This window comes from Hyphomicrobium facile, from assembly GCF_900116175.1.
GTDB lineage: Bacteria > Pseudomonadota > Alphaproteobacteria > Rhizobiales > Hyphomicrobiaceae > Hyphomicrobium_B > Hyphomicrobium_B facile.
On sequence record NZ_FPCH01000004.1, the window covers coordinates 57,568 to 84,128 of the forward strand.

21 protein-coding genes are annotated in these 26,561 nt (G+C 61.1%); 13 read left to right on the forward strand and 8 right to left on the reverse strand.

Features of this window, described 5'->3' with window-relative positions; all coding sequences use genetic code 11:
• Positions 1 to 344: 344 nt before the first annotated feature.
• Positions 345 to 1,223: an SPOR domain-containing protein gene (locus tag BM399_RS18335; RefSeq protein WP_092869254.1), complete on the forward strand. Its 879-nt coding sequence runs from the start codon at positions 345 to 347 to the stop codon at positions 1,221 to 1,223.
• A 107-nt stretch (positions 1,224 to 1,330) separates the two neighbouring features.
• Here BM399_RS18335 and ypfJ read toward each other — a convergent pair whose 3' ends face one another.
• Positions 1,331 to 2,284: a KPN_02809 family neutral zinc metallopeptidase gene (gene ypfJ, locus BM399_RS18340; RefSeq protein ID WP_092869255.1), complete on the reverse strand. Its 954-nt coding sequence runs from the start codon at positions 2,282 to 2,284 to the stop codon at positions 1,331 to 1,333.
• A 141-nt stretch (positions 2,285 to 2,425) separates the two neighbouring features.
• Complete coding sequence (locus BM399_RS18345; protein ID WP_092869256.1) at positions 2,426 to 3,868, reverse strand: malonyl-CoA decarboxylase; 1,443 nt, start codon at positions 3,866 to 3,868, stop codon at positions 2,426 to 2,428.
• Positions 3,869 to 3,954: 86 nt separating this feature from the next.
• On the opposite strand from BM399_RS18345, the gene BM399_RS18350 reads away from it, so the two are divergent.
• The 3 genes from BM399_RS18350 (at position 3,955) to BM399_RS18360 (ending at position 7,309) form a co-directional block, all read left to right on the forward strand.
• Positions 3,955 to 4,452, forward strand: coding sequence for a hypothetical protein (locus BM399_RS18350; protein ID WP_092869257.1), 498 nt, complete (start codon positions 3,955 to 3,957; stop codon positions 4,450 to 4,452).
• A gap of 374 nt (positions 4,453 to 4,826) precedes the next feature.
• Positions 4,827 to 6,275, forward strand: a complete 1,449-nt coding sequence (locus BM399_RS18355) for a YcjX family GTP-binding protein (protein WP_092869258.1) — start codon at positions 4,827 to 4,829, stop codon at positions 6,273 to 6,275.
• Complete coding sequence (locus BM399_RS18360) at positions 6,272 to 7,309, forward strand: YcjF family protein (protein ID WP_092869259.1); 1,038 nt, start codon at positions 6,272 to 6,274, stop codon at positions 7,307 to 7,309. The genes BM399_RS18355 and BM399_RS18360 overlap by 4 nt, the downstream gene beginning before the upstream one ends.
• Before the next feature lie 18 nt (positions 7,310 to 7,327).
• On the opposite strand, the gene mdoH is transcribed toward BM399_RS18360, so the two are convergent.
• Both mdoH and BM399_RS18370 read right to left on the reverse strand, forming a co-directional pair.
• A complete protein-coding gene (mdoH, locus tag BM399_RS18365) occupies positions 7,328 to 9,301 on the reverse strand; it encodes a glucans biosynthesis glucosyltransferase MdoH (protein WP_092869260.1) in 1,974 nt (657 codons plus the stop codon).
• A complete protein-coding gene (locus BM399_RS18370; protein ID WP_092869261.1) occupies positions 9,286 to 10,875 on the reverse strand; it encodes an OpgD/OpgG family glucan biosynthesis protein in 1,590 nt (529 codons plus the stop codon). Before BM399_RS18370 ends, mdoH begins: the two co-directional genes overlap by 16 nt.
• 749 nt (positions 10,876 to 11,624) lie before the next feature.
• On the opposite strand from BM399_RS18370, the gene BM399_RS18375 reads away from it, so the two are divergent.
• The 6 genes from BM399_RS18375 to BM399_RS18400 all read left to right on the forward strand — a co-directional run bounded on the left by BM399_RS18375 (position 11,625) and on the right by BM399_RS18400 (position 18,375).
• Positions 11,625 to 12,905 (forward strand): porin, encoded by a 1,281-nt coding sequence (locus BM399_RS18375; RefSeq protein WP_092869262.1) that lies wholly within the window; start codon positions 11,625 to 11,627, stop codon positions 12,903 to 12,905.
• Positions 12,906 to 13,294: 389 nt separating this feature from the next.
• A complete protein-coding gene (locus BM399_RS18380) occupies positions 13,295 to 14,620 on the forward strand; it encodes a porin (RefSeq protein WP_092869263.1) in 1,326 nt (441 codons plus the stop codon).
• A gap of 111 nt (positions 14,621 to 14,731) precedes the next feature.
• Positions 14,732 to 15,907, forward strand: coding sequence for a vWA domain-containing protein (locus BM399_RS18385; RefSeq protein WP_092869264.1), 1,176 nt, complete (start codon positions 14,732 to 14,734; stop codon positions 15,905 to 15,907).
• 163 nt (positions 15,908 to 16,070) lie between these two features.
• Positions 16,071 to 16,598, forward strand: coding sequence for a hypothetical protein (locus BM399_RS18390; RefSeq protein WP_092869265.1), 528 nt, complete (start codon positions 16,071 to 16,073; stop codon positions 16,596 to 16,598).
• Between the two features lie 47 nt (positions 16,599 to 16,645).
• Positions 16,646 to 17,011, forward strand: a complete 366-nt coding sequence (locus BM399_RS18395) for an ABC transporter permease (protein WP_092869266.1) — start codon at positions 16,646 to 16,648, stop codon at positions 17,009 to 17,011.
• Positions 17,012 to 17,124: 113 nt separating this feature from the next.
• The gene (locus tag BM399_RS18400; RefSeq protein WP_244531361.1) at positions 17,125 to 18,375 is read left to right on the forward strand and encodes a GNAT family N-acetyltransferase; all 1,251 of its coding nucleotides are present in this window, start codon (positions 17,125 to 17,127) and stop codon (positions 18,373 to 18,375) included.
• Positions 18,376 to 18,379: 4 nt separating this feature from the next.
• On the opposite strand, the gene BM399_RS18405 is transcribed toward BM399_RS18400, so the two are convergent.
• The 3 genes from BM399_RS18405 to BM399_RS18415 form a co-directional block, all read right to left on the reverse strand.
• Entirely contained in the window at positions 18,380 to 19,462 is a 1,083-nt protein-coding gene (locus BM399_RS18405) for an NAD(P)/FAD-dependent oxidoreductase (RefSeq protein ID WP_092869267.1), read from the reverse strand.
• Positions 19,463 to 19,492: 30 nt separating this feature from the next.
• Positions 19,493 to 19,813: a 2Fe-2S iron-sulfur cluster-binding protein gene (locus BM399_RS18410; protein ID WP_045837936.1), complete on the reverse strand. Its 321-nt coding sequence runs from the start codon at positions 19,811 to 19,813 to the stop codon at positions 19,493 to 19,495.
• A 159-nt stretch (positions 19,814 to 19,972) separates the two neighbouring features.
• The gene (locus BM399_RS18415) at positions 19,973 to 20,368 is read right to left on the reverse strand and encodes an Hpt domain-containing protein (protein WP_092869455.1); all 396 of its coding nucleotides are present in this window, start codon (positions 20,366 to 20,368) and stop codon (positions 19,973 to 19,975) included.
• 378 nt (positions 20,369 to 20,746) lie between these two features.
• Here BM399_RS18415 and BM399_RS18420 point away from each other — a divergent pair, with 378 nt between their 5' ends.
• Entirely contained in the window at positions 20,747 to 23,548 is a 2,802-nt protein-coding gene (locus tag BM399_RS18420) for a coiled-coil domain-containing protein (RefSeq protein ID WP_092869268.1), read from the forward strand.
• 72 nt (positions 23,549 to 23,620) lie between these two features.
• Positions 23,621 to 24,598, forward strand: coding sequence for an N-acetyl-D-Glu racemase DgcA (gene dgcA, locus BM399_RS18425; protein WP_092869269.1), 978 nt, complete (start codon positions 23,621 to 23,623; stop codon positions 24,596 to 24,598).
• A 10-nt stretch (positions 24,599 to 24,608) separates the two neighbouring features.
• On the opposite strand, the gene BM399_RS18430 is transcribed toward dgcA, so the two are convergent.
• On the reverse strand, positions 24,609 to 25,784 hold the full coding sequence (locus BM399_RS18430) for an MFS transporter (RefSeq protein ID WP_244531362.1): 1,176 nt from the start codon (positions 25,782 to 25,784) through the stop codon (positions 24,609 to 24,611).
• A gap of 193 nt (positions 25,785 to 25,977) precedes the next feature.
• Here BM399_RS18430 and BM399_RS18435 point away from each other — a divergent pair, with 193 nt between their 5' ends.
• Positions 25,978 to 26,526: a hypothetical protein gene (locus tag BM399_RS18435; RefSeq protein ID WP_092869271.1), complete on the forward strand. Its 549-nt coding sequence runs from the start codon at positions 25,978 to 25,980 to the stop codon at positions 26,524 to 26,526.
• Positions 26,527 to 26,561 lie beyond the last annotated feature (35 nt).

The window sequence follows — 26,561 nt, forward strand, 5'->3', positions numbered from 1 at the left end:
GCAATGAGCCGAAGGGCGAGCGCTGACGCCGTGCGTTCCCCCGATTGCCCATCATGCCATACCGCCAGCGATCCATCCGGAGCAAGTACTGCTCGAAGTATCGATTTGCTCGCCCGCGACAGGGCGCCTCAAGCATCTTTGCCGATAGCCCTTTGCCCAAGAGTTCCCGAAGGATAGGTGGCTCGCGGCAAGTCTGCATTCGTCCACAGGTTCTAGCGCCGAACGCACTCGCTGGCATTGCGGCAATCGCACACCGGACCCAACCTCATCCACACGGTGAAAACGATTCGGGGCAAACGGACCGCCATGCGGACCGGCCCCTAAGGCATCAGGACGACAGACCAATGACCAAGACTGCAAGCGACAAGCCGATGCGCAGGAACACCGGTGCCACGCCATATGCAGCTATATGGTTCACTCTGGGGGCCGCCGGCCTCGGCTATCTTTGCATAGCGTTTCTGGCGCCGCACATACTCCCCGACTTTTCGGGTGGCCGCGTCGCGGAGCGCATGCTGGGCGAGACGCAAGTGATGAAGGTGTCGGCCGACGTCGAGGGCCTCAAGTCATCGCTGGAAAGACTTCAGATCGAGGTCGACAGCGTGAAGGCGAACGCCGCTGCTCATCAGACCCAAACGGATCAGCTGAGTGCGCACCTCGCCGCGCTTGACGAGAAGGTTCGCGGCCAAGACACGGCGAAGACGGCGTCTGCCGCTCCGCTGCCACCGCCGACGCCTGACGTGCCGGACTTCGCCTCAGGCGCGTCACAAGCGCAAGCTGCACCCGACGGACCGCCGCCGACCAAAGTCATCAACGCCGCTCCCAAGGTCGGGCCGCAAGTCGGGCCGCCAGTCGCTCAGCCAGTCGGCGCGCCAATCGTGACGGGCAGCATCTCGAAGGGCACGCAGACGGCGAACGCGGGTGATGCGATCAGCTTCGGCCCAGCCGTCGTAAAGCCAGCGCCGAAACCGATCGGAATTCAGATCGCCACGGATTCCTCCGTTGACGGCCTGCGGATTACCTGGAGCGCGCTTGCCCAGGTACACGCCGAGCAACTGGGCACTCTGAGCCCGCGCTATGCCGACCTCGGAACGGCGGCGAACCCGAGCTTCGGATTGATTGCAGGCCCGATCAAATCGAAGGCCGATGCGAAGAAACTCTGCAAGGAACTCGCGGCCCAATCGATCAGCTGCAAGATCAGCGACTTCAAGGGCGCCGAGCTATAAGAGCCGCTCGATGACGGACGGGATTGCGATCCGTAATCCCGTCCTCCGGCTCATTCATTTGTGCACGCGCCAGTCAGAGCACTCTTCAGCGAGACCGGCGCTAGCTCTCACGGACTGGACGTATTGAACGTGTCGCAGGCATCCATCTTGCCGGTTTCCAAACCAGCTTTGAACCAGCGAACGCGTTGCGCGGCCGACCCGTGCGTAAACGCATCCGGGACGACACGGCCCGTCATCTTCTTTTGAATCATGTCGTCGCCGATCTGAGATGCAGCGTTGAGCGCGTCTTCTACGTCGCCCGGCTGCAGGCGCTTCTTCATCTGATCGTTGAGATTGGCCCAGACGCCCGCGAGGCAATCCGCCTGTAGCTCGGTCCGAACCTGAATCTGGTTGGCGGTCGCTTCGTCGTCGGCCCGCTCTTTGAGCTTTTGAACCTGGTCGAGAATCCCGAGCTGCTTTTGCACGTGATGGCCGACCTCGTGCGCAATAACGTAGGCCTGCGCAAAATCCCCGCTGACGTTGAACTTCCGCTTCAACTCGTCATAGAACGCGAGATCGATGTAGACCTTCTGATCGAGCGGGCAATAAAACGGCCCCATCGCCGCCTGTCCTGCGCCGCATGCGGTACGGGTAATTCCCGAATAGAGAACCAGCGGCGGATCCGGATAATCCCGCCCGAAGCTCTTGAAGACCGAATTCCACACATCCTCGGTATCGGCGAGCACGCGTTTGACGAATACCGCTTCTGAGTCGTCGCCCGCCGCCTGCTTCTGCGGCGAACCGGGAAGCCCGGGAATGTCGGAGGGCGAACGAGACGGCCGATCCGAATGCGGCATCTGCGGCATGCCGATCTGGCCATTGGTGCCAAGCAGAACGTCGAGCGGGTTGATACCGAACAACAGCAAAACGGCGCCGATGATCAGCAACGACGTGATGCTGAACCCACCCCTGCCCCCGATGGGGATTTGAAGGCCCCCGCCCGGAAATTGGAAACCGCCGCCGCCTTGACCGCGCCGATCCTCTACGTTGCTGCTTTCACGGTCGTCCTGATCGTAGCGCATGTCAGCCTCAAAATATGACGAAGCATTGCGGCTCGAGGCGCACAGCCTCAACGGGTGCGCCGGCCGCAATCCCAAGCCGCATACTGCACGCGCGAGAGGCCTTTACAAGGTTCGTGTAGAGCCGATCCGAAACGATATCCGCTACGGCTTGGTTTCCTCCGGACGGCCCTTTTTCGCCTTCCCCGTACCCGGTAACGCGAGAAGATCCGGCATCGTCGAAAGCCCCTTGGGCTTGGCCACCGGTTTCAATTGGGAACGAACGGCGCGGGACGCCGCCACGGTGCCATCGTAAGCGTACGCCTCATGATTGCGCTCGATCTCAGCCAGATCGTACCGGTAGTTGACCATCAGGCCATGCGCCTCGCGAAGCCCCTTCTCGGAAGGGTCCGCCAGCCAGTTCAACCGCTCGAGCCGCGCGCCGTTGCCAAGGTGAAAGCGCGCGACCTGATCGACAGGACGATCATCGTTCGAGCGAGCGACGAGGAAATAATGAGCGGCAAGGCCCATCAAAGCCGACTTGAGTTCGTCCGTTCCGGGCGCGTCTTTCGCCGCCTCCTCGACCCAGCGCGGATCGCGCAACCGCGATAGAGCCTGCCGGTCGGCCGCCGAAATCGGCACGTCGCTTCCGCTCGCGAGCGCCCGGTCAACCCAGCGCGCGAAGCTTGGAACCGGAGAAAGCGTGACGAACGTCCTGAGGCTCGCCACATCCCGCGCGAGATCCTCGACCACCTGCTTCAAGAGGAAGTTGCCGAACGAAATGCCTTTGAGGCCGTCCTGGCAGTTGGAAATCGAATAGAAGACCGCCGTCGTCGGCGGCGCGTCGTCCTCCGGGCGGCGCCCGTCGAGCACCGTCGCGATGGCGTCCGGCATCTCGCGCATCAAGGCGACTTCGACAAAGATCAATGGTTCGTCGACGAGCGCCGGATGGAAAAAGGCGAAGCAGCGTCGGTCCTTGGGATCGAGACGGCGGCGCAAGTCATCCCAGCCGCGGATCTCGTGCACCGCTTCGTATTCGATGATCTTCTCGAGAATAGCCGCCGGCGTCTGCCAGTCGATGCGGCGAAGAACAAGGAAGCCGCGGTTGAACCACGACGTCAAAAGCCTTTCGAGGTCGGCGTCGACGGCCGCAAGCGCTTCGTCCGACTTGATGTGGCGAACGAGATCGCTGCGCAGCGCAACGATTTCCGCGGTGGCTCCAGCCGCCAGATTCAAGCGGCGGAAGAACTCGAGCCGCGGGCTGTATGAAGCCTTCTGCAGCTTTGCGAGGGTCTTGTCGGACGGATAATCGAGATAGGCCCTGGCGGCATCCGCCACATGCGCCGGATTGGGTTGCAGATCATCAGCGAGAAACCGGAAGAACTGCAGCCGTTCCTCGCTCGTTGCTTTCTTGAGCTGATTGAGCAGCTGGCGAGCGATCGCCACACCGGAAGCTTCACCGCGTCCCGACATCAGCGCTCGCGACAGAACCTCGATCGATTCTCCGCCGGCCTCGCCGAACAGCGCCTTGGGAAGCAGCGCGCGTCCCTGCTCGGCGACCGCCGCCATCAATTCTTGAAAGAAAGAAACGTTCACGCGTTCTGCCATGGATGGCCCGGGCTCCTGGATCGTTAACGCTTGCTTAACCGTATCGAACGAGCATCCCGTCGTTACTTGTATAGGGCATTTTCATTATGGCTGATCGCTTTTCAACCGCCTGGCCGGCGTCGAGCCTCGATTCGGCGAAGAACGATACCGGGCGGGTCGCATTCTGCGGGCCATATGTCCTTTCCGCGATTACGGGCTTCGGCATCTCCAAGATCGAGGACGTCATTCGCGAAGGCCGCGAGTTGCCGCCACACCGCAAACCAGTCGTCAAAGGAACCTACGCCGACGAGGTCGAAGCTGCCCTTTCCTATTTCGGCTACCGCATGGAGCTCAAGGAAAGCCACATGCATCGCGCCCGCAAGGAACGCCCGACGTTCTGGACCTGGATGCAGAAGCCGCGGAACGCCTGGGCCTATTACATTCTGGCGATCCATAAGGGCAAAGAAGGGCACTGGATCCTCGTGAAGGGCGTGAAGATGTGCGACACCTTCACCGAAGGCAAATGGACGTTCGTCGTCGACGGCCCGCATCGCGGCTGCCGCATCATGGAAATTTTCGAAGTCCGAAAAGCTCACGACGCCTAAGTCTTGGCGCAATCTCTCACCGTCGGTCAGATCATCGCGCGGCGAATGAACGTTGGCTGAACTCCTGCTTCACGGCCTATTCAATCCCTGAGCCTATTCTAGGTCCCAACACGAGTTGTGAACCAGACTGAGGAGAGAGGGCCGTGACTGAGTTTCTTCGATCGAGCGCCATCATGTTGATGGCCGTCGTTGTGCTGGCGGCAGGTGTCGCCGTCGTTTTTTACGGTTGAACCTTTGGCAGATGGGCGGCTTTCACGGATTAGCCGCTCTACGCCGCCCGGCACGTTCCGGAAGCGCCTTGTCGACGCCCGCAAGTTACGCCACTTAAAGGGAGCTTTCCGCTCCCTTTTCTCTTGGCTCATGCGCGGCACCACTTGGCAGAGATCTCCTATTCCGAACTTCTGAAAGACGCGCAGGCGCGTTTCGCCGATTACCTGACGCCGTCCGTGCGTCTGGGCGTGACCGGCCTATCGCGCGCCGGCAAGACGGTTTTCATCACCGCTCTCGTTCGCAATCTCGTTGCGGGAGGACGCCTGCCGTTCTTTGCGCCCGACGCCGAGCGCCGCATCGTCCGCGCCTACCTCGAGCCCCAGCCCGACGATAGTGTTCCCCGCTTCGACTACGAAGCCCACCTCGCCGACCTGCTGTCCTCGCCGCCATCATGGCCCGAGAGCACGAAACGCATTTCGGAATTGCGCGTCACCATCGAATATCGCTCGGCTTACGCCCTGAAGCGGGCCATCGGCCTTTCGAAGCTTCATGTCGACATTGTCGATTATCCCGGCGAATGGCTGATCGACTTGCCCCTCCTCGAGCAGGATTACCGGGCGTTTTCGACCGAAGCACTGGGATTCGCCAGCGCGCCATCACGCGCCGAATTCGCGAAGCCCTTTCTCGGCTTCCTCGCCGGCACCGACCCCGCCGCGGTGGAGGACGAGCAGATCGCCATGACGGGCGCCAAGCTCTTCACCGCCTACTTGCGCGCAACGCGCGAGAGCGGCGCACAATCGACACTCGCGCCCGGCCGCTTCCTGCTCCCCGGCGAATTGGAAGGCTCTCCTCTTCTGACGTTCTTTCCGATGCCGCTCGCGTCGGACGAGCGCCTGCCGCGTGGCTCGCTTGCAGCGATGATGGCGCGCCGCTTCGAAAGCTATAAGTCGTCCGTCGTCAAACCGTTCTTCAACGATCACTTCGCGCGCCTCGACCGCCAGATCGTGCTGATCGACGTTTTGACCGCCCTTCATCGCGGCGCCGAAGCCGTGGGCGATCTCGAACACGCCATGACGGACATCCTGAAGGCTTTCCGGCCCGGCGCCAATTCGTGGCTCTCGATGTTTCTTGGACGCAAGATCGATCGCGTCCTGTTCGCAGCAACGAAGGCCGATCATCTTCCCGCGTCGAGCCACGACCGCCTCGAAGCCCTCCTGAAAGCCATCGTCGACGACGCCGTCACACGCGCCCAAACCGAAGGCGCGGGCGTTCACGCGTTAGCCCTCTCGGCGCTGCGTGCAACGCGCGAGGCAACGGCCAAACAAGGCGGTGAAATTCTACCCTGCCTTCGCGGCACGCCCATCAAAGGCGAGCGGATCGGCGGCGTCATCTTCGATGGCGTCAAGGAAGCAGCGATTTTCCCCGGCGACCTCCCGGCCGATCCGGCAGCCGCCCTCAACGCGGCGCGACACGCCAAGTCCGCGTCCCTCGAACTCGTCCGCTTTGCCCCGCCCAAGCTCGTCGACACGCTTTCCGATGGCAAGCCGGCCGCGTTTCCGCATATCAGATTGGACCGCGCGCTCGATTTCCTGATTTCGGATTATCTCGCATGACATTCGAGAACGATCAGCCGCCGCCGAGAAAGCCTCGCGTCTTTACGCCGGACGACATCGCCGACGAACCTGAACTCGACGACGACATCTCCGGTGGCGGCGCGGTCACGTCGCGACGCGCCTCCGTTCCTGCGGGGCGCCTGACGGTGAGTGATATCAACCGCGGCTTCCGTTTCGGCAGCATTCTCTTTTCCGCAATGGCGGCCCTCGCGTCATTGGCCGCAGGCGTGTGGTTCACGCGGTTCGTCTCGATCGCGCTCGAACGTCAGGACTGGGTCGGCTGGGTCGCTTTCGGGTTGATGACGGTCATCGCCCTGGCGCTGCTCGGCATCGTATTGCGCGAGCTCTTGGGTTTCCGCCGGCTCGCGCGGCTTGCGAAACTCCGCGCGCTCGTCCGCGACACCATCGCGAAACCCAACCTCCCGGGCGAGCGAAAGGCCGTCGCCGCCCTTCTCGCTCACTACCGCGGCCGCCCGGATCTGGCGTGGGGATTGGCGCGCGTGAAGGACCATACCGGCGACGTGCTCGAACCGGGCGAGTTGCTGCGTCTGGCAGACCGCGAACTTCTCCGCCCCATTGATGCCGAAAGCCGGCGCGTCATCCTGAAATCAGCGAAACGCGTCGCGACCGTCACCGCACTCTCCCCGATCATGTGGATCGCCATGGGCTTCGTCCTCGTCGAGAACGTGCGGATGTTCCGCGCACTCGCAGGGCTCTACGGCGGCCGGCCGGGCGTCCTCGGCGCGCTACGCCTCGCCCGGCTCGTCGTCGGCCACATCATCGCGACCGGCGGCATCGCGATGACCGACGATCTTCTCGGCCAGTTCGTCGGCCAGGACGTGTTGCGGAGGCTGTCGCGGCGGCTTGGCGAAGGCGCGTTCAACGGCGCGTTGACCTCCCGTCTCGGCGTCGTGGCCGTCGAGGTGATCCGTCCGCTTCCCTATCTCGATGCCGAACCGCTGCGGGTCCGCGAAATCTTCAATGAACTGCTGCGGTCGCTGCGCGGCTCCGACAAGTCCGAGAAGCAAGTCTGAGAAGTGAGACGCGCCCGTCTACGCCGCGGCCGCGTCCGGCTGTTGCGTCAACCCACCGGGCGTCGCGATCTTTCGCGCCCAATCGCGCGACCGGTGGCCGGCGTCGACGAGCACTGCGGGCGGCTTCCGGTCTTCATTCGTCGCGAGCGCCCATCGCTCGAAGGCTCCCGCCTTCAACGATGTCAGCCAGCTGACGGGCCCCGCGAGAACGAGACCCAGAATGACTGGTGACATCCAGGCGAGCAATGCGGGCGATACCGTCCAGGCTATCGCGCCGACGATGCCGCCGATCGCGGTGTGCCAACGCGCGAACCACATCGCATCGTCGAACGTCAGTGCGCCGTCGCCACGCTTCTGCGCGCTCCAGCCCGAATCGCGACCGGCCAGAATTTCAGCCGCGCCGACCGTCTGCGTCACCATGAAGATCGGTGCGATCAGCATCGAGTAGACCGTCTCGACCAAAACACCGATCGTGACGCGGATCGCCCCGAAGAAAGTCCCTTCTCTCCGCGCCTGCTGCCAGGCAAGCAACAGACCGAGCGCTTTCGGCAGCAGCACGACGATCATGGTCGCCATGAAGAGACGCAAAGCGGCGCCCGGATCGATGGTCGGCCAGATCGGGAAAAGAGTCTTATCGTCCCGGAAATAGCTGGGAATCATCTGCTGGCCCTGCAGCGCCAGCACGACGCCGACGATGAGCGACATCGCCCATACGCCCGAAATCAGGTACGAGGCCGCTCCCATGCCGAGGTGCAGCCGTCCCATTGGCGTCAGACCCGGCTGCGAGACGATGGCGAGATGCTGCAGATTGCCCTGGGCCCAGCGCCGGTCGCGCACAACGACGTCGATGATGTTGGGCGGCATCCCCTCGTAGGAACCCTCGAGCGATGGCATCATATGCACGCCGTAGCCCGCACGCTGAAGCAGCACGGCCTCGACGAAGTCGTGGCTCATGATATGGCCGCCGAACGGCTTGCGGCCGGCAAGCTCGGGAAGCCCGGCAGCCTCGGCGAACGCGGTCGTACGAATGATGGCGTTGTGGCCCCAATAGTTGCCCTGGTCGCGATGCCAGAATGCGAGACCCGCGGCGACCGCTGGACCATAGGTATTGGAGGCGAATTGCTGAAGGCGCTGTAGCAGCGTCTCGCCGCCGACGAGTCGCGGCACCGTCTGAATGAGTCCGGCCTTGGGATCAGCCTCCATGGCGGCGGCAAGTGAAACGAGCGTGCCGCCCGACATGACGCTGTCGCCGTCGAGAATGATGAACGATTCGTACGCGGCGCCGAACCGCTCGACCCAGTCGGCAATGTTGCCCGACTTGCGTCCAGTGTTTTTGATGCGGCGCCGGTAATAGATCGATGCGATCTCATCGAGCTGCCCGCTGAGAGCGCGATAGACCGCCGCTTCCTTTTCGCCGTCCTCATCTCCGCGCGTATCGGAGAGAATGAACACATCGAAATTTTGATTCCGGCCGAGGTGCTCGAGTTCGCGCACCATTGCTTCGACAGCGCCCGCAATGCGTGCCGGGTCCTCATGATAGACCGGAAACAGCAACGCGGTGCGCGACGTCAAAGGCGACGTCGGGAGCGGCGGCTCGATCGTGTCGGGCCGCTCACCCGTGAAAAGCGGAAGAAAGCCGAGAGCCGCACTCAAGCTGCCGATCGCAATCCACCCGAAGGCGATCGTCGAAAGGATCAGAAAGAGGAACTGCACCGGCGTAATGACGACGAACGACAGGATGGTGAAGAGTTCCTGCGCGAAAGCGGCCGTCAGCACCGCGGCGCCGGCGAAGATCGCCGTACGAGGCACCCAATATCCCCGCCGCCTGATTTCGGCGACAACCTCAACCGGCTTCGCGAAATCCTGGGTAGGCATGTCGAGCGGCGCCGAATGCGGCAAGTGCCGCCACGGACCGGCGTCGCGTCGATGACTGGAATAGGGAGATGCGGGAAGCACCTCGCCGATGAAGTTCTCGTTTACGGCTTCGTCCATCGATAGAGCCAAGTCTCCGAAACCGCCTGATCGCCTGCCTTCAACACACAACGCAGCTCGACGAGTTGGCTGTCGCCGGGCGCCAGTTCGAACGTCACTCGAACACCAGAAATTTCGAGATTCCGCTGGACAGAAACATTGGAAACCTTACCCGCGCTCGCCGATAGATCGACAGCGGGCAAGTCCTTCGCATCTTTGACCAAAGGTCCTGTCAAATCGATGACGAAGACGATGCTGCCGGGCTTTTTCCCGCCTCCAACCCGCGTCTTGACGACGCGGGCGCCCGCCCACGACGTCGGCACGTCGGGACCCCAATAGAGTTTGTAGTTGAAGACATGCGGACCACCGGCGGCGAGTCCCTTCGATGGCTTCCAGTAGACTGCGATGTTGTCGTGGATCTCATCCTCGATCGGAATCTCGATGAGTTCGACGGAACCGTCGCCCCACGGTCCTTGAGGTTCCACCCAAACTGTCGGGCGCCGTTCGTAACGGCTCTCGAGGTCTTCGTAGTTGCGAAACGAACGATCGCGCTGCCAAAGCCCGAATCCCTGCGGATCTTTGTCCATGAAAGCGCTGAGTTGTAGCGTCTTAGGATTGTTGAGAGGACGCCAGAGACGCTCGCCGCTGCCATTCACCAGCGCAAGCCCCTCGCTGTCGTGGACAGCGGGACGGTAGTCTTCGGTGCGCCGTTGGCTTGCTTGCCCGTGGAAGAACATGCTCGTCAAAGGACCGATGCCGACATGACTGAGCGCTACTCGCGGATACAAAGTCGCTTCGACATCCATCACCGTCGTCTCTCCGGGTGCGATCGCAAACCGGTAAGCGCCGGTCGTAGATTGACTGTCGAGCAACGCATGGACGACGATTTCGGTTGCGAGCGGTTTCGGTCTTTCGATCCAAAAGCTCCGAAAGAACGGAAACTCCTCGCCCGCCGGTTGCGCGGTATTGAGAGCTAACCCTCTTGCGGAAGCGCCATAATTCTCTCCCCGTCCAACCGCACGCAGATAGCTCGCGCCTTGGAAAACCGTATATTCTTCGAAGGCGTCGGCACGGTTGATCGGCCCGTGAATCCGAAATCCTGAAAATCCGAATGGCGCAGCGTCCGGCCCGGGGCCGATGAGCGGACCGAAGGAAAACAAGTTGCTGTCGGCGACGAGACGAGTCGCCTTGCCGTTCTCGACGATCCAAAGATCGACAGGAACATCGTACAGCCACCCCATCGCGAACGGCTGAACCTGAAAGCCGAGATGCTCGCCCTTCCAGATCGCCTTCTCCGGACGAAACCGGATGTCTCTATATTGATCGTAGGAGAGCTTGTTGAAGGGCGCTGGTAGAGCGTCCATGGTCGGCTTGGAAAACGGCTGGTCCGCCAGCCTCTTCGCTTCGGCCTTCAACGTCGTCTGCCCGAACGCCATGCCCTGCGGGCTTGGCTGTGCCTGTGCCGGCGCTGGCGCGGATTCTCCCTCGGCGTGAGATTCAGTGACTGCCAGGGCCAACTTAGCGAGCCCAAGGGCAAAACTTCCCGCCACCGCCCTTTCGAGCAATGCGCGGCGATCAACGAAATTACCTGTCATTTCCGATATCAGCCAACCCCTGCGGTGCGTACGTACCGCCCTCTCGCTGTCCACAAGCGCCCCCGGCGGCCGGTCTCGAAGTGGCTAGCGGATGATTGTGGCAGATTTTCCACGGAAGCCCCGGACGCGTGTGACTTTCACGTCGAGTATTATTAGGTCGACACCCACCGTTTCAACCGCCCGTACACCGCCCGAAATGGTTATTTCCGAAACGGCATTTCCCTTTTATCTTTAATGTACTAACCCAATTTTGAACATCGTATTTAGAGCGAATCACCCCTGATTCGCTGATGCAATTACCACACGGTCAAAATCTCTTTCGGGAATACTCTAGGCGTACCCAAAGTGCTCCACTAATCAAGCGCGGAAGATCGGATCGTCTTTATGATAATGCTTGTGCTCGGCGCACACGTTGCAGCGATTTAAAATTGCAACCGCTTGCCCGCTCAACAAAATCAATTCGTCTGAAATTCGGTTCGCGAGTGACCATCGTGTGGCAACTTCAGCGCTCGTGGCCTTTCAGTCACAACCCCACGCCATTCCACCGCTCATACGTCTAATCCTGTTCACGGACCGAAACGGATCTGCTTATAGATACGGCCTGAGCGGTCATTCGGGGGGAAGCCCGTACACCGCTGAAGACGGGTTTGAGGACGGTTAACAATAAGCACTACGTAAAGAAGAGTGTTGGGCTGAACAGTCTGTTCCGTCCGTCATTCCTCAAGTCGAAGCAGACGGGAGCTAAATTCATGAACAAATATCGTCTGAGTGCGCTGGTAGCAGCAGGCCTGGTTGCAGGTGGCCTGTCGGCTGGCAGTGCATCTGCGGCTGATCTCGGGGGGAACTGCTGCGCAGACCTCGAGGAGCGGATCGCGGAGTTAGAAGCTACGACGGCACGCAAAGGTAACCGCAAGGTCTCGCTCACCGTATCCGGTTGGGTCGGTCAGCAGGTCATGTGGTGGGATGACGGCGGCGAATCGAACGTCTACGTCACCGATCTCGGCTCGACGCTCGCCAGCCACGTGAAGTTCACGGGCCAGGCAACGATCCTTCCGGGTTGGACGGCTGGTTATGTTCTCCATCTTGAAGCTGTCGGTTCGGACAGCCTCACGACAGACCAGAACACGCCCGATGGCCCGTCGGCTCTGACCGGCAAAGCTAACGGCGTAGGCACCTTGCAGTCGTTCTGGTTTATCAAGAGCGATCAGCTTGGTAAGGTCTCTGTCGGTAAGCAGTCTCAGGCTTCGGACAACACGGCCATCCTGGTCGACGGTTCGGGTTCGCTGGTTCCGGCTAACTGGGTTTCGTTCGACGTCAACAGCTTCTTCATCCGCCGTTCGGATACCGGCCAGTTGACGGATCTGAGATTGGGTGCTGCAGGCGGTTGCGTCTGGGGTGACTGCAACGGTCTTCCGACCAACAGCGTCCGTTACGACTCGCCCACCTTCGGCGGCTTCTCGGTCTCGGCCTCTTGGGGTGAAGACGATTTCTGGGACGTTGCAGCTCGCTACGCTGGCGAATGGGGTGACTTCAAGGTTGCTGGTGCTGTTGCATACAGCGAAACCTCGCGGTTCAGCGACGACTCGGTCAACGTAGCTCAGCCCTTCGACAGCCAGTACCTCCAGGTCGGCTTGTATGCTGAACACGTCCCGACAGGCCTGTTCGCCTACGGCGCATACGGCCACCTCGACTTGAACGGATCGGGCGTTTCTGCAAACGAAACGTTCTACGTCAAGGGCGGTATCCGCCAGCGTTGGAACCCGCTGGGTCACACGGTGCTGTACGGCGAGTACGAGCGTGCTGAGAACAACTTCTCGTCCGCTGTCGACGCTAATGACGATCTGACGTTCTTGGGTAAGAGCAACGTCAAGGTCTGGGGTCTCGGTGCCGTCCAGGAAATCGACGCAGCTGCTATGTCGATCTGGGTTAAGTACCGTCACATCGATGCCGACATGACCGATGTCGTCGAAGGCTCGATCCCGACCGACAGCTTCCAGTACGTTGGTATGGGCGCTCTGATCAACTTCTGATCCGACCGTATCTGAACTCAAAATACGAAGGCCGCCTAATTTGGGCGGCCTTTTTTTGTGTTTCACAATTTCGCCGCTGTGGCGTAGACGCAACAAGCACATGTTGCGATCGGATCATTGCCGAATTTCGCAAAGCCCTGTTTTAAAGCTCAGATTTTTGTCCGCACTCGGACAATTGAATTAAATGAGGTTTTCTTGCACCTGCCAAGAATAAACCTGCAAATTGCAAACCTGAATTGTTGCGCAGTCGCGAATCGCTAATCTCCCCGTCAAGCGGCGAAGTCACTTGCCGGTGTCCCGCAACGGGCTCCTCCATCAGTGGCCGACTGCGGCGAACGCCGAAGTACCGCGTCCAGGACTAGAAGTGCTGAAGACGGGAGAAGGGTGAAATGACGAAATTTCGGGTAGGCGCTCTGGTCGCTGCAGGCGTCCTCGCTGGCGGGTTCGCCACGAGCGCCTCTGCTGCGGACCTTGGCGGTAACTGCTGCGCAGATCTCGAGGAGCGAATCGCAGAACTAGAAGCAACCACGGCGCGGAAGGGCAACCGCAAGGTCTCGCTCACAATCTCCGGTTGGGTCGGCCAGCAGGTCATGTGGTGGGACGACGGCCGTGAATCGAACGTCTACGTCACCGACCTCGGTTCGACGATTGCCAGCCACGTGAAGTTCACGGGCCAGGCAACGATCTTGCCGGGTTGGTACGCCGGTTACGTTCTGCATCTCGAAGCTGTCGGCTCGGATAGCTTGACGACAAGTCAGAACGTTGTCGACGGTCCGAACGCTCTGCTCAAGCCCGCCACGGTCAATGGCGTAAGCACGCTGCAGTCGTTCTGGTTTGTGAAGAGCGATCAGCTCGGCAAAGTTTCAGTCGGTAAGCAGTCTGACGCGGCCGATAACGCGGCAATCCTCGTTGACGGTTCGGGCACGCTCATCCCGGCCAACTGGGTGGCCTTCGACTACAATAGCTTTTTCATCCGCGAAAAGGGTTCGGGCACTCTGTCGCCCGCGGTCTGGGGTGGCAATTATTGCCAGAGCTGGGGCGGTGCTTTGGGTGACTGCGCCGGTGTCCCGCGTAACGTCGTTCGCTACGACTCGCCGACCTTCGGCGGCTTCTCTGTATCGGCATCGTGGGGTGAGGATGACCTCTGGGCCATCACCACGCGCTATGCTGGCGAATGGAACAGCATCAAGGTTGCTGCCGTCGCGTCATATACTGAAAGCACCGACGAGTTGTGCTGCAACACATCGAGCGGCTTCGTAATCCTCAATAACACGCAGCAATACTTCCAGGCTGGTGCGTACGCCGAGCACGTTCCGACCGGCTTGTGGATCTACGGTGCCTACGGTCACGATGACTACGACGATCCGACCAACTTGACCGGCAGCAGAGGCCAGTCTGAGGTGTGGTACCTTAAGGGCGGCATCCGTCAGCGCTGGAACCCGCTGGGCCACACCGTCCTCTACGGCGAGTATGAGCACGCTCACGGTGAAGGCATCTTCGCTGCGTCGGGTGTCGATGGCTTCACGGCTCTCGGGGACTTCAGCGCTGCGAATAAGGACACCACCAAATTATGGGGCCTCGGTGTTGTCCAGGAGATCGACGCTGCAGCGATGTCGATGTGGCTCAAGTATCGTCACCTCGAATATGACGACAACTCGAACATACGCTTCGATGACTTCCAGTACTTCTCCTTCGGTGCTCTGATCAACTACTGATCTCCCGCCGTAAATACCCGCATACGAGAAGCCGCCCCCCGGGCGGCTTCTTCGCGTTGTGGGCCCCCTTGGCGCATTGTCCCGGCGCGCGGAAGTGCTTACGTTTCTCTGATGTTCGAGACTTTCTTCACTGAGCTCCGCTCAGCCAAACTTCCGGTAACGCTCAAAGAATACCTGACGCTGCTCGAGGCCGTCGGCACCGGAATTGCGGGCGGCCGCGTCGAGGACTTCTACTATCTCGCCCGCGCAACCCTCGTGAAGGACGAACGCAACCTCGATCGCTTCGACCAGATCTTCGCGCACGTCTTCAAAGGCATCGAACTCCTGCCCGAAACAATCGAAGCCGAAATTCCCGAGGAATGGCTCCGCCGTATCAGCACGCTCCACCTCTCCGAAGAGGACAAGAGGAAAATCGCCGAGCTCGGCGGCTGGGACAAAATCATGGAGGAGCTGAAGAAGCGCCTCGCCGAACAGAAAGAGCGTCACCAGGGCGGCAACAAGTGGATCGGCACCGGCGGAACCTCACCCTACGGCGCATACGGATATAATCCCGCCGGCATTCGTATCGGCCAGCACGAGAGCCGGCATCGGCGCGCCATCAAGGTTTGGGACAAGCGGGAATTCAAGGATCTCGCCGGCACCGCTGAAATCGGCACGCGCACCATCAAGGTCGCGCTTCGCCGCTTACGCCAATTTGCGCGTTCCGGAGCCGCTTCCGAACTCGATCTCGACGGCACGATCCGCGGCACCGCCGAGAAGGGCTATCTCGACGTTCGTCTCCGCCCGGAACGGCACAACACCGTAAAGCTTTTGATGTTCTTCGACATCGGCGGCTCGATGGACGACCACATCCGCGAGGTCGAAGATCTGTTCTCCGCAGCCCGCGCCGAGTTCAAGCATCTCGAATATTATTACTTCCACAATTGCCTCTATGAAGGTGTCTGGAAAGACAACGCGCGCCGTTACACCAACAAGATCGACACATGGCAGGTGCTCCACACTTACCCTGCCGACTACAAGGTCATCTTCATCGGCGATGCCTCGATGAGCCCCTACGAAATCACCGTCCCCGGCGGCTCGGTGGAGCATATGAACGAAGAGCCCGGCGCCGTCTGGCTGAAAAGGGTCGCTGATATCTACAAGCACACCATTTGGTTGAATCCCGTCGATGAACTTCATTGGGACTGGACGCCATCCATTGGCATCGTTCGTCAGCTCCTCGACGGCCGAATGTTTCCCCTGACACTCGACGGACTTGATGCCGGAATGCGTGCGTTGATGCGTTAAGAACGCCGTTCGGACGTACTTTGGTGCGTAAAATCCCGATAGGCCTATCGAGTTGTGCCGCAAACAATTAGGCTCCGAATGTGGCTAACTCGATTCTAATTATTGACCTTGGGCTTGGCCTGGGGACAATGGCTTAGAAATCCGGGGTGGGGGGAACATCCCAATGAAACACGTCAGAATCTTACTAGTAGCCGTCTCGACTGCGGCCCTTGGGGGCTGCGGCGCGTCGCTGCCAAGCCTATCGACCGGCTCCCTCTTGGGTGGCGGATCGAAAGCGGCTGCAGAAAACGCCAATCCGAACGATCCCGTCGCGCGCGCAATGGACGTCGCGGCGACATCCGCACGTGCCATTAAATGCGGTTACAATTTCGATCCAGCGAAACTGAAAAACCAGTTCCTGTCGTCCGAGACCGCCGCCAATCCTGCGGATGGTGCGAAGCTCACGCAAGTTTACGACACGGCATTCAACGGTGTCTCCAAAGCGCTGACCGAAAAGGGCGCAGACTATTGCTCGGAGCTGAAAGTCGCGAGGATCAAGCTCGCGCTGACCCGCCATCTCAATGGCGACTACACGCCCTCGCCTCCTGAACCAACCGAAGACGGCGGCGGACTGCTCAGTGGCTGGGGCGGCGGCGGATCGAACAGTTCTGCTGAGGGCGGCGCCCGCATGAAGGAAGTCTTCGAGCATTGAGACGGACCGCTCTAGGACCTCGAAAATCGAGCTAGCCGGATGTTCGCGTGCAGCAGATCCTCTGGGCCGAAATCATCATCAAGGGCATCGCCGGTCTCGGCCTTTTGATCGTTCCGCTCGCGGCACTCGCAATTGCCGGACTTGCACGACCTGTCACCGGGCTATGGCCTCGCCTCGTGGGCGCGCTTTCACTCGCCATCGCGGCCAGCATCTGGATTGGACAGGAGTATCCGGCTAGCCGCGGATCGGTTGGCCCGGCGGCACTCGTTCCGATCAATCTTTTGTCTGCAGCCGTATTGATCGCAGCGCTGGTGATGGGAACCGCGGCGCCCACTCGGCGCGGCAAAGTCCTCGTTGCAGCAAGCGCTATTTTATTGATTGTCCTGGCATTTCTCGAAATCGCACACGCGTAAGGGCATTGGTCAGAATTGCACGGCGTAACGCTCACCTAACGTTTGCTCGCTACAACGTCAGAAGCAAATCCTGAAACAGCGGGCCCGCCCCGCCATCGAGATCGCACTGGCCAATGATGACCACTGCCGCACGCGCGCTGACGTCTTTCGAGCGGCCAACGATCGAACAATGCCGCGCCGTCGCAGCTGTGCATCCAACATTTTGCGAATTTGATCTCATCATGGATCGTGCGGCGTTCGATGCTCTCGAAACAGAGTGGAATGATCTTTTCGCGAAATCCGGCAAGCCGGCGAACGTATTTCAAACCTTCAATTTCTGCTGGCACTGGGCCAATCATTATCTGCGGGAGCGAAACGGCCAGCCGAGCACACTGAAGCTACTGCTCATCACAGCGCGCCGCGATGATCGCCTCATCATGGTGTTCCCCCTCGTTTCCGAGCGCATGCGCGGCATTACGCAAGTCTTCTGGATGGGCGGATCCGCCAGCCAATACGGCGACGCCCTCATCGAGAATGTTCCGGATAAAGATGCGATCCTGCGCGCCGCGTTCGATTTACTCCGCTCGCAATCAGGTGCCGACATCCTCCGCCTGCGCCGCGTCCGCGAGGACGCGAACGTCACTCCACTGATGAATGAACTCGGCGCCACGGCCGCCGAACGTCTGGTCGCGCCTTACATGGATCTAACGTCGGCTGCGGATTTCCCCGCCTTCGAACAACGCTATTCGAGCAAGACGCGAAAGAACCGCCGCCGCCTCTTCCGCCGGCTCGAAGAAAAAGGCCCGATGCAATTTCTTCGCCTCCATGGCGGCGACGAAGCCCGTCAACTCGCGGTCGAGGCCCTCGGGCTCAAATCCGAGTGGCTCAAATCTCGCGGCCTGCTGTCGAACGCAATCGCCGATCGGCGCATGGCGGATCTGTTCGCCGATCTGGCCGAGGGCAAGACGAAGCCGGCTGGCTGCATCGTCTCGGCTTTGAAATCGAACGGCGAGATCGCGGCGCTCGAAGTATCCTTCGCCTGCAAAGCGCGCATCGCGATGCATTTGATCGCCTTCAATCTCGAGTACGAGAAGTCCGGCGCCGGCGTTTTGCTCCTCGAGCAGAGCCTGAAGGACGGATATGCTGAAGGCCTCGAGGCCTGCGATATGCTCGCGCCCGGCGACGGTTACAAATTCGACTGGTGCGAGAAGGCCGACCCGGTCGTCGATTGGGTGATGCCGCTCACGCTGAAGGGCGAAATCTACGCAAGGGTCTACCTTGGATTTCTCCGCGCACGCATCAAGACCGCGGTCAAAAAGCTGCCGAAGCCGCTGCGGCGGCTCATGCGCGACGGCGCGAAAATCGCGGCCGCCGCCGAGAGATAACGCGTTATTTTACGCCGAGCTTCTTCTGCAGGCTCGATGACGACGTCGTGTACTGGAACAGCAGCTTCTTGTCCGGATAGACGATTTTATGAGCGGCCTGCGCCATCAGCGCACCCTCATGGAAGCCCGATAGGATGAGCTTCAGCTTACCCGGATACGTGTTGATGTCGCCGATGGCGAAGATGCCGTGTTCACTCGTTTCGAAACGCTCGGTGTCGACGGAAATGAGGTTCTCATGAAGATTGAGCCCCCAGTTGGCAACCGGCCCGAGCTTCATCGTCAACCCGAAGAAGGGAAGCATGGCCGAGCAGGCAATGCGCTCCGTACCTGACGCGGTCTTGACGTCGACCGCCGTCAAATGGCCGTTCGCGCCCTCGAGCGCCGTGACCTGACCGATCATCAGACGCACGGTCGCTTCCTCGACGAGCTTGCGCATCTTCTCGACCGAATGCGGCGCGGCGCGGAACTCGTCGCGGCGATGGATCAGCGTCAAGCTCTTGGCAACCGGCGCGAGATTGAGCGTCCAGTCGAGAGCGCTATCGCCGCCGCCGACGATGACGATGTCGTGCCCGCGCATCGTTTCGATTTTGCGCACCGAATAGAAGACCGATTTGCCTTCGTATTCTTCGATGCCGTTGAGCGGCGGCCGTTTCGGCGTAAAGGACCCGCCACCCGCAGCGACGACGACCACTTTAGCCAGGAACTCGGTTCCGGCGTCGGTCGTGAGGCGGAAGCGGCCGTCCGCCTCGCGGACCAAGCCGTCGATGCGCTCGTTGAAATGGAACTGCGGCCCGAACGGCTTGATCTGTTCCATCAGCCGGTCGGTCAATTCCTGACCGGTCACGACCGGAAGCGCCGGAACGTCGTAGATCGGCTTCTCGGGATAAAGCTCAGCGCACTGCCCACCGGGCCGGTCCAGGATATCGATGACGTGCGCCTTGATATCGAGAAGACCCAATTCGAAAACGGCGAAGAGACCGCACGGTCCCGCACCGATAACGATGGCATCGGTTTCAATCGGCCCGGAAGTTTCAGACGCTTCTGAGATGTCGGAAACTTCGAGCGCGGCGGGAGTAGTCTCGATCATTGCGATCGTCCGTTTGAAAATGAGGATACGTCAGAACTGCTTCGCAGGTACGCGGACGACGAGACCGTCGAGAGCGTCCGTGATTTTGATCTGGCAGCAGAGCCGGCTGCCTTCGCGGACATCGAACGCGAAATCCAGCATGTCCTCTTCCATGTCGGCAGCCTTGCCGGTTTTGTCCCGCCAAGCTTCGTCCACGTAGACGTGACACGTTGCGCAAGCGCAGGCGCCGCCGCACTCAGCCTCGATGCCGGCAATGTCGTTAAGCTTAGCAGCTTCCATGACGGTCAAACCGTTTTCCGCCTCCACCGTTTGACTCTCGCCGTCGGGTTGGATGAACGTTATTTTAGTCATGGCTGCGTGCGCGTCCTTGTGGCTTGAAAAGGCTGCCATTCGGCAGCTTCGAGCGAATTGGGTTGATTAGCTAGCGCGCACACTTAGATGGACGCAGCTTCTATTTCAAGCCGAACGGGCGCGCGTCCCTGCGACGCGCAAATGCTGTTGCCCCGATGCTTAAGCCAATTTGCTGGATTGGTGCAAAAACGTGCGGGCCTCGGATGCCGCGGCTTCCAGTTTGATGATCGCATCCGAGCACGCTCCGGGCTCGGCGCTGCAAACAAGTGCCTCAGCTTGCTGGGCCAATTTCGCCATCCGCCATGCCCCGACGGCCCGGCTCGATCCCTTGAGGGTATGCGCCGCAATCTTCCAGTCTCGCTCGGTGGCGGCCGACCTGAGAGCCGCTATCGTCTCGGGGAGTTGCGCGAGGAAAAGCCCGATAACCTCGTCTTCCAGCGCTTTATCCCCAAGCGTGTAGCGCCGCAAATGCGCAAGATCGACCGGCAATTCGTTCGAACCGCCGAGGTTTTCCGGGGCCTGAAGATCGAACGAGCGAGCCGGTCGGATGTCCATGATACGCATTCCGATGCACTTTGCACTGCTGCGGGCATAGCGTCGCCATGCCTGACCTTTGAATAATCATGGTCGCAAATGCGCGATAACTCTGGGTAAAGCAGGCCGCAGTGTTTCAGCCATCGTCGTAAACCGCTACTTAACCTACAGGCGTGAGGCCGCAGGGGTATCCCGGGCGACCCCTCGGCCGCAATCCGGCCGCAATGCGCGCCCCAAACTCGCTAAGTCTCTTAGATGCATAGACATTCCGTATGGTTACCCATGTGTTTCCATTTTGTAACCAAGTAAAAATCTTATAGGGTGCGAAATGGGAGTTCCGGTGGGCCTGAAGCGCACGGGCTTGTGTCGCGTACCGGATCGAGTGGGGGGCATTGCGCAATGTCGCAGGATCAGATTGCGAAGCTCATGGCTATCGGCGGCAGGACGCAGCCGGCATCGACGGAGCCTACCTTGAGCGCTCCCGACGGTTTGCGCCAAGCGGCAGCCCAAGTGACGGGCCACGCAACCAGCCAAGCGACAGCCCAGCCGGCCGGCCAAACATCAATCCAAAAGGGCTCGATCGATACGCCGCTCGCCCTTCCGCCACCGCTCCTCGGCGACGACCACCAGCGGTCCGCCGCGCCACCCGCACCGTTGAAGCCCGACAACGAAACCGCGAGCGATGACGCACCGGCACGCCGCGTTGCACGCCGCCGCCCCGCAGGCCCCGTACGCGGAAAGATCGCCGCCAACGACGACGTCCCAAGCATCGGCGGCTTGATCTACGCGCTCGAGCAAAAGCCCTCGAGCAAAGTTTTCCGCCTCGCCGCCATTGGCAGCGCCGTCTGGGCCGTCGTCGGATTGACCGTCGGCGCCCTGACGATGGCGCCCGGTTGGCAGGCGGGCGAAACCTTCTCGTCGCTGCTGCTGCAGCCCGCGACGTTCTACACCATCACGGCCATCGTCGCGCCGATCGGAATTATCTGGCTGCTGGCTCTGCTGAACTGGCACATCGCGTCGCTCGCACTCAAATCCGCAACGATGAGCGAAGTCGCGATCCGCCTCGCAGAACCCGACAGAACCGCAGAGCAATCGATCGCGAGCCTCGGCCAAGCGGTCCGCCGGCAAGTCTCGTTCATGAACGACGCCGTGTCGCGAGCCCTCGGCCGCGCCGGCGAACTTGAGGCCCTTGTCCACAATCACGTCGCGGAACTCGAACGCTCCTACGAGCACAACGAGCGCCGCATCCGCGAGCTGATCAACGAGCTCGGCGGCGAACGCCATGCCCTTCTCGATACCTCGACCAACGTCACCGAAACGCTGAAAACGCTCGGAACCGAAATCCCGACGCTCATCGAAAAGCTTTCGCAGCAGCAGCTGACGCTGCGCGGCATCATTTCGAACGCGGGCGAAAATCTCGCCAACCTCGAAGGGTCATTGGCGACCGCGACGGGCCGCTTCGAAAACGCCGTCGGATCGCGCACGCTGCAACTGCAGTCCGTCCTCGAAGACTATACGTCCGCGTTCTCCACGGCCCTCGGCGCCCGCACCGAACAGATGCGCGTGACGTTCGACGGCTATATGCAGACGCTCGATACCACGCTCGGCAATCGCACCGAGAATTTGCAGACCGTGTTCGAGGAGTACGCCCGCGCACTCGATACGACGCTGTCGAACCGCGCCCAGGCGCTCGACGGGCAACTCGTCGAACGCACGCGGTCTCTCGACGAGGCCTTCCAGCGGCGGCTCGAACTCTTCGACGATCAGATCATGCGCTCGACGACGGCAATCGATCACGCGGTCAGCGAAAAGGCGTCCCTACTCACCAATGCACTCGAACTGCATTCCCGCACGTTCCGCGATACGATCGCGCATCAGGCAGCCGAACTCGACGATTCCGTGATGAACGGCATCAACGCCGTGCGCCGCACCAGCGAGAACATCACGCGCCAGACGATGAAGGCCATCGACGGCCTCTCCAAACAGTCGGGTGTCCTGCAGAACGTCGCCGAAAATCTGTTCTCGCAAATTCACGGCGTCACCGATCGCTTCGAGAACCAAGGGCAGCAGATCCTCAAAGCTGCGAACGTGCTCGACACCGCAAACAGCAAGATCGAAAACACGCTGCAGTCGCGGCACGCCGAACTCTCCCATACGCTCGACCGCCTCTCCGGCAAGGCCGACGAATTCGGACGGACGATCGCCGGCTACTCGACGAACCTCGAAGGCTCGTTCTCGAATATCGAACTCAAGGCCAGAGCCATCGCCGAAGAGCTTCGCGACAGCGCCGAGAACCGCTCGCGTGCACTCATGGCCGAACTCGACCGCGTCAAGCACGAGACGGAAGCCCAGGGCGACCGGGCACTTTCCGACTTGAGAAACCGCTTCCAGAACGTATCGGGCGAACTCTCGCGGGAATTCGAAAACCTGACCACCCGCTTGTCGTCGGCCTCCGATGAAACGCGCATGCGCGCGGCGGAAGCGGCAGCGACCCTTGCCCGCGAGCAGGCCCGCATCCGCGAGGAAGCCGCACGCCTTCCCGCAAGTACGCGCGAAACCGCGGAATCCATGCGCCGCGCGCTGCAGGATCAGTTGCGCGCCATCGAACAGCTGACGCAGATTTCCCAGCGCGCCAACGCCCCGCGCGAAATCATCCGGCCGGATCTGGCTCGCCCCGACCCGGCTCCCGCCCGCCTCGGCGGATCGTTGGCCTCATCTCTCGTTCAGCAGGAAAGCGCACCGAGCCGCGGCAGAGGCGCGTCACAGCAGGAAGCACGCGAAGGATGGTCGCTCGGTGATCTATTGGCCCGCGCCTCTCACGAGGACGAGGCACCCGCGCAGGCCCCGGAGCCGCCGCCCGCGCCTGCTCCCGTTCGTCTCGACGTCGGCATGATCGCGCGCGCGCTCGACCAGGCAACGGCAGGCGCCATTTGGAATCGTATCCGCGCGGGCCAGCGCAACGTCCTCGTACGCAGCATCTATGCCCCGGAAGCACGAACGCTCTTTGACGAGATCTCGACGCGCGTCAAAACCGATAACGATCTTGCCCAGTCGATTTTCCGCTATCTGTCCGACTTCGAACGCATCATCAAAGAAGCGGAAGCTCGCGACACGACCGGCCGAACGGCGCAAACACATCTCGTTTCGGAAACCGGCCGGGTATATCTGTTCCTCGCCCACGCGGCCGGCCGCATCCGGTAGCGGGCTTGCCGTTCTCCTTCGGTCACCCGATGTCGGTACGATCGATGCCAATCTGGCGATGGGCGATGACCGATGACCGCGCTGACCATTGAAGCCCGAGCCGAGGTCTGGCCGCTTCGAGAAGCTTTTATCATTTCACGCGGCGCCAGAACGGCCGCCGAAGTCGTCGTGGTCGAAGTCTCCGACGGCGCGCATCGGGGCCGCGGCGAAGCGGTGCCGTATACCCGGTATGGCGAGAACGTCACCGGTGTGCTCGAAACCATCCGTTCGTTGGCCGGCCGCGTTTCGACCCGCACCGATCTCGCGCAGCACTTGGCGCCGGGCGCCGCGCTCAACGCCCTCGACTGCGCCTTCTGGGATCTCGAAAGCAAGCGCACCGGCGTCCGCGCATACCAACTCGCCGGACTCGCTCCGCCAGAGGCGAAGGTAACCGCCTTTACAATCAGCCTCGATGCACCGGAGACGATGGCCGAAAAGGCGGCGCGCGTGCCGAACCTTTCGCTTCTGAAACTCAAACTCGGAGGCGCAGGCGACGAGGCCCGCATGCGAGCGGTTCGCGCAGCCCGTCCCGATGCACGCCTCCTCGTCGACGCGAATGAAGCATGGACCGTCGAGACGGTGCAGCATCTCGTGTCCGTCGCTGCCGAGTGCGGGATCGAGCTGATCGAGCAGCCGCTTCCCGCCGGCAATGACGAAGCCTTACGCCACATTGAGCGTGCCGTTCCGATCTGTGCCGACGAGAGCGTGCATACGGCCGCCGACATTCCGCGCCTCGTCGGCTCTTATGATGCGGTCAACGTGAAACTCGATAAGGCCGGCGGCTTGACCGGCGCGATCAGCCTCGTGCGGGCTGCGCAACGGCAAAACTTCAAGATCATGATCGGCTCGATGGTCGCGACCTCGCTTGCCGTCGCCCCTGCGATGCTGCTCGCCTCCGAAGCCGATTGGATCGATCTCGACGGGCCTCTGCTTCTGGCGCGCGATCGCGAATTCGGATTGCGGGTAGAAAACGGGATCATGTATCCCCCCGAGCCGGAACTCTGGGGTTGAGTTGGCGCAGTTACGCGGTTTCCACTTTCGCCGCGCCGAACACCGTGCCCTTGCGCGACTTGACGAGCCATAGTCCAGCGGCAAGCGATACGATCGAAATGGCCACCATCGCCAGATACGACATCGATCCGCCACGCGCGTAAGCCCAGCCCGCGATCAGCGTCGAACATCCCATCGCGACCCCGGATGACATCGTCGCGTAAAGCGCCTGCGCCGTGCCCTGCTTCTCCCGGTCGACGGTATCGTGGATGAAATGGATCGCACCGATGTGCGTCGCGCCGTACGTCAAGCCATGTAGGATCTGCAGCGGCAGCAGCACGGCAAGAGGCGGATCGAACGCCATCACGAGCCAGCGCAGGATCGCGGCAGCCGCACCGAGCGCGATCAACTGCGCTGCGCCGAACCGCTGAATGACGGAACCCGAAACCGAAAACAGCAAAACCTCGGCAAAGACGCCGATGGCCCAGAGACTTCCACTCCACGCGGCCGAGAGACCTTGTTGGTTCCAAATCAGAATGCCGAACGTATAGAACGCGGCATGGGACGCGATCGCGAGCCCCGCCGCAACGAGGAAGACTAGGAACTTCCTCTGCCTCATCAGATCGCGCAGCGCCTCACCTTGCCAAAGCGGCACCGAGGGCTTCGCCGGCGCGTCCGGCCGGTCTTCCGCCGGCAAGAAGTGACCGGCAAGCACGGTCAACCCGCAGCCGAAAGCAATCAGCCAAACGCCGGCGCCCCCGCCATATGCATTGATGACGACACCACCGGCAAAGGAGGCAGCGACGAACGACAAGGATCCCCAGAGACGCACACGGCCGTAATGAAGCCCGCGATGGCGCATGCCATTCACCGCAATCGTCTCGATCAAGGGCATGATCGTCGAGTTGCACAGCATGAGGAGCGTCGCGAAAAGAAGAATGCCGCCGAAGGATTGGGAGGCAGCAAGCGCGAGCACGAACCCCAAGGTGAGCCAGGCGAGAATGATCAGGTATCTTCGGTGAGCCCACTCACGATCGGCCGCCATGGCGATCACCGGGGTGACGAACAGGCGAAGAAAGAGAGGTGTGGCGACGATGATGCTGATCTCGGCGGGCGATAGCCCACGCCAATCCAGCCAGACAGGCATGAACGGCACGTTCGTTCCGTAAACGACGAACAGCGCCGCGTAGAACAACGCGACCGGCACCGCGAAGCTCCACCTCGCGTCTCTGCCCGCGCCCATACCTCGGTCCCTTATGCTCAAATGCTCACGTCACCGTATAAGGCCGAACTGCTCAGAATGATCTTCAAGCTCCGCTCGGTTCAGCCGGAGGTTGTGTCTACGCCGCGCGAGAATCGCGTAACCCATTAAGCTGATTTTTGCGGAGCACAATACGGCCATGCAGGCTCTTCCCTCGATCATCCCAAGCGACACCGAAACCGAATACCGGGCCATTGAAACGACGCTCCTGGAAACCGCCCGCGGACGTTGGTTTTTGGCGGAGCACGGCCGCCGCGCCCGCCGGCTCGACAGCGCCCTTCTCGAAGACGCAATCAAGCGTCTGCAAAGCTCGTTGCGCGAGCCGCCTGCTCTCCTCGGCCAGCTCAAGGCGGAAATCGAAGCGATCAAGGCGAAGATGGCCGAAACGCGGGCCGCTCTGCTCGCGAGACCTGCAGTCGACGAAAGCATTCTGCCGTCGCACGCAATCCTGAAGGCGGCCGAAGATATCCACGACATTGCCTGGTCGCTTCAGGCCAATCCGTTCGATCCGAAGGGCTGCGAGGAAATCGCCCGCAACGCCGGCCGGCTTTACGCGATGAGCCAATCTCAGGCCGCGCAATCCAACCGCGTCGTCTCAGCAGCGAGTGCGCTCGAAACATCCGCGAACAAGCTCGAAGGCATTCTCGAAAGCATCATGCACGAGCTGAAAGTCGACGACGCCGCTTGAGGCTCTTCTTCAATCGGCACGCATAAAAAAACCGG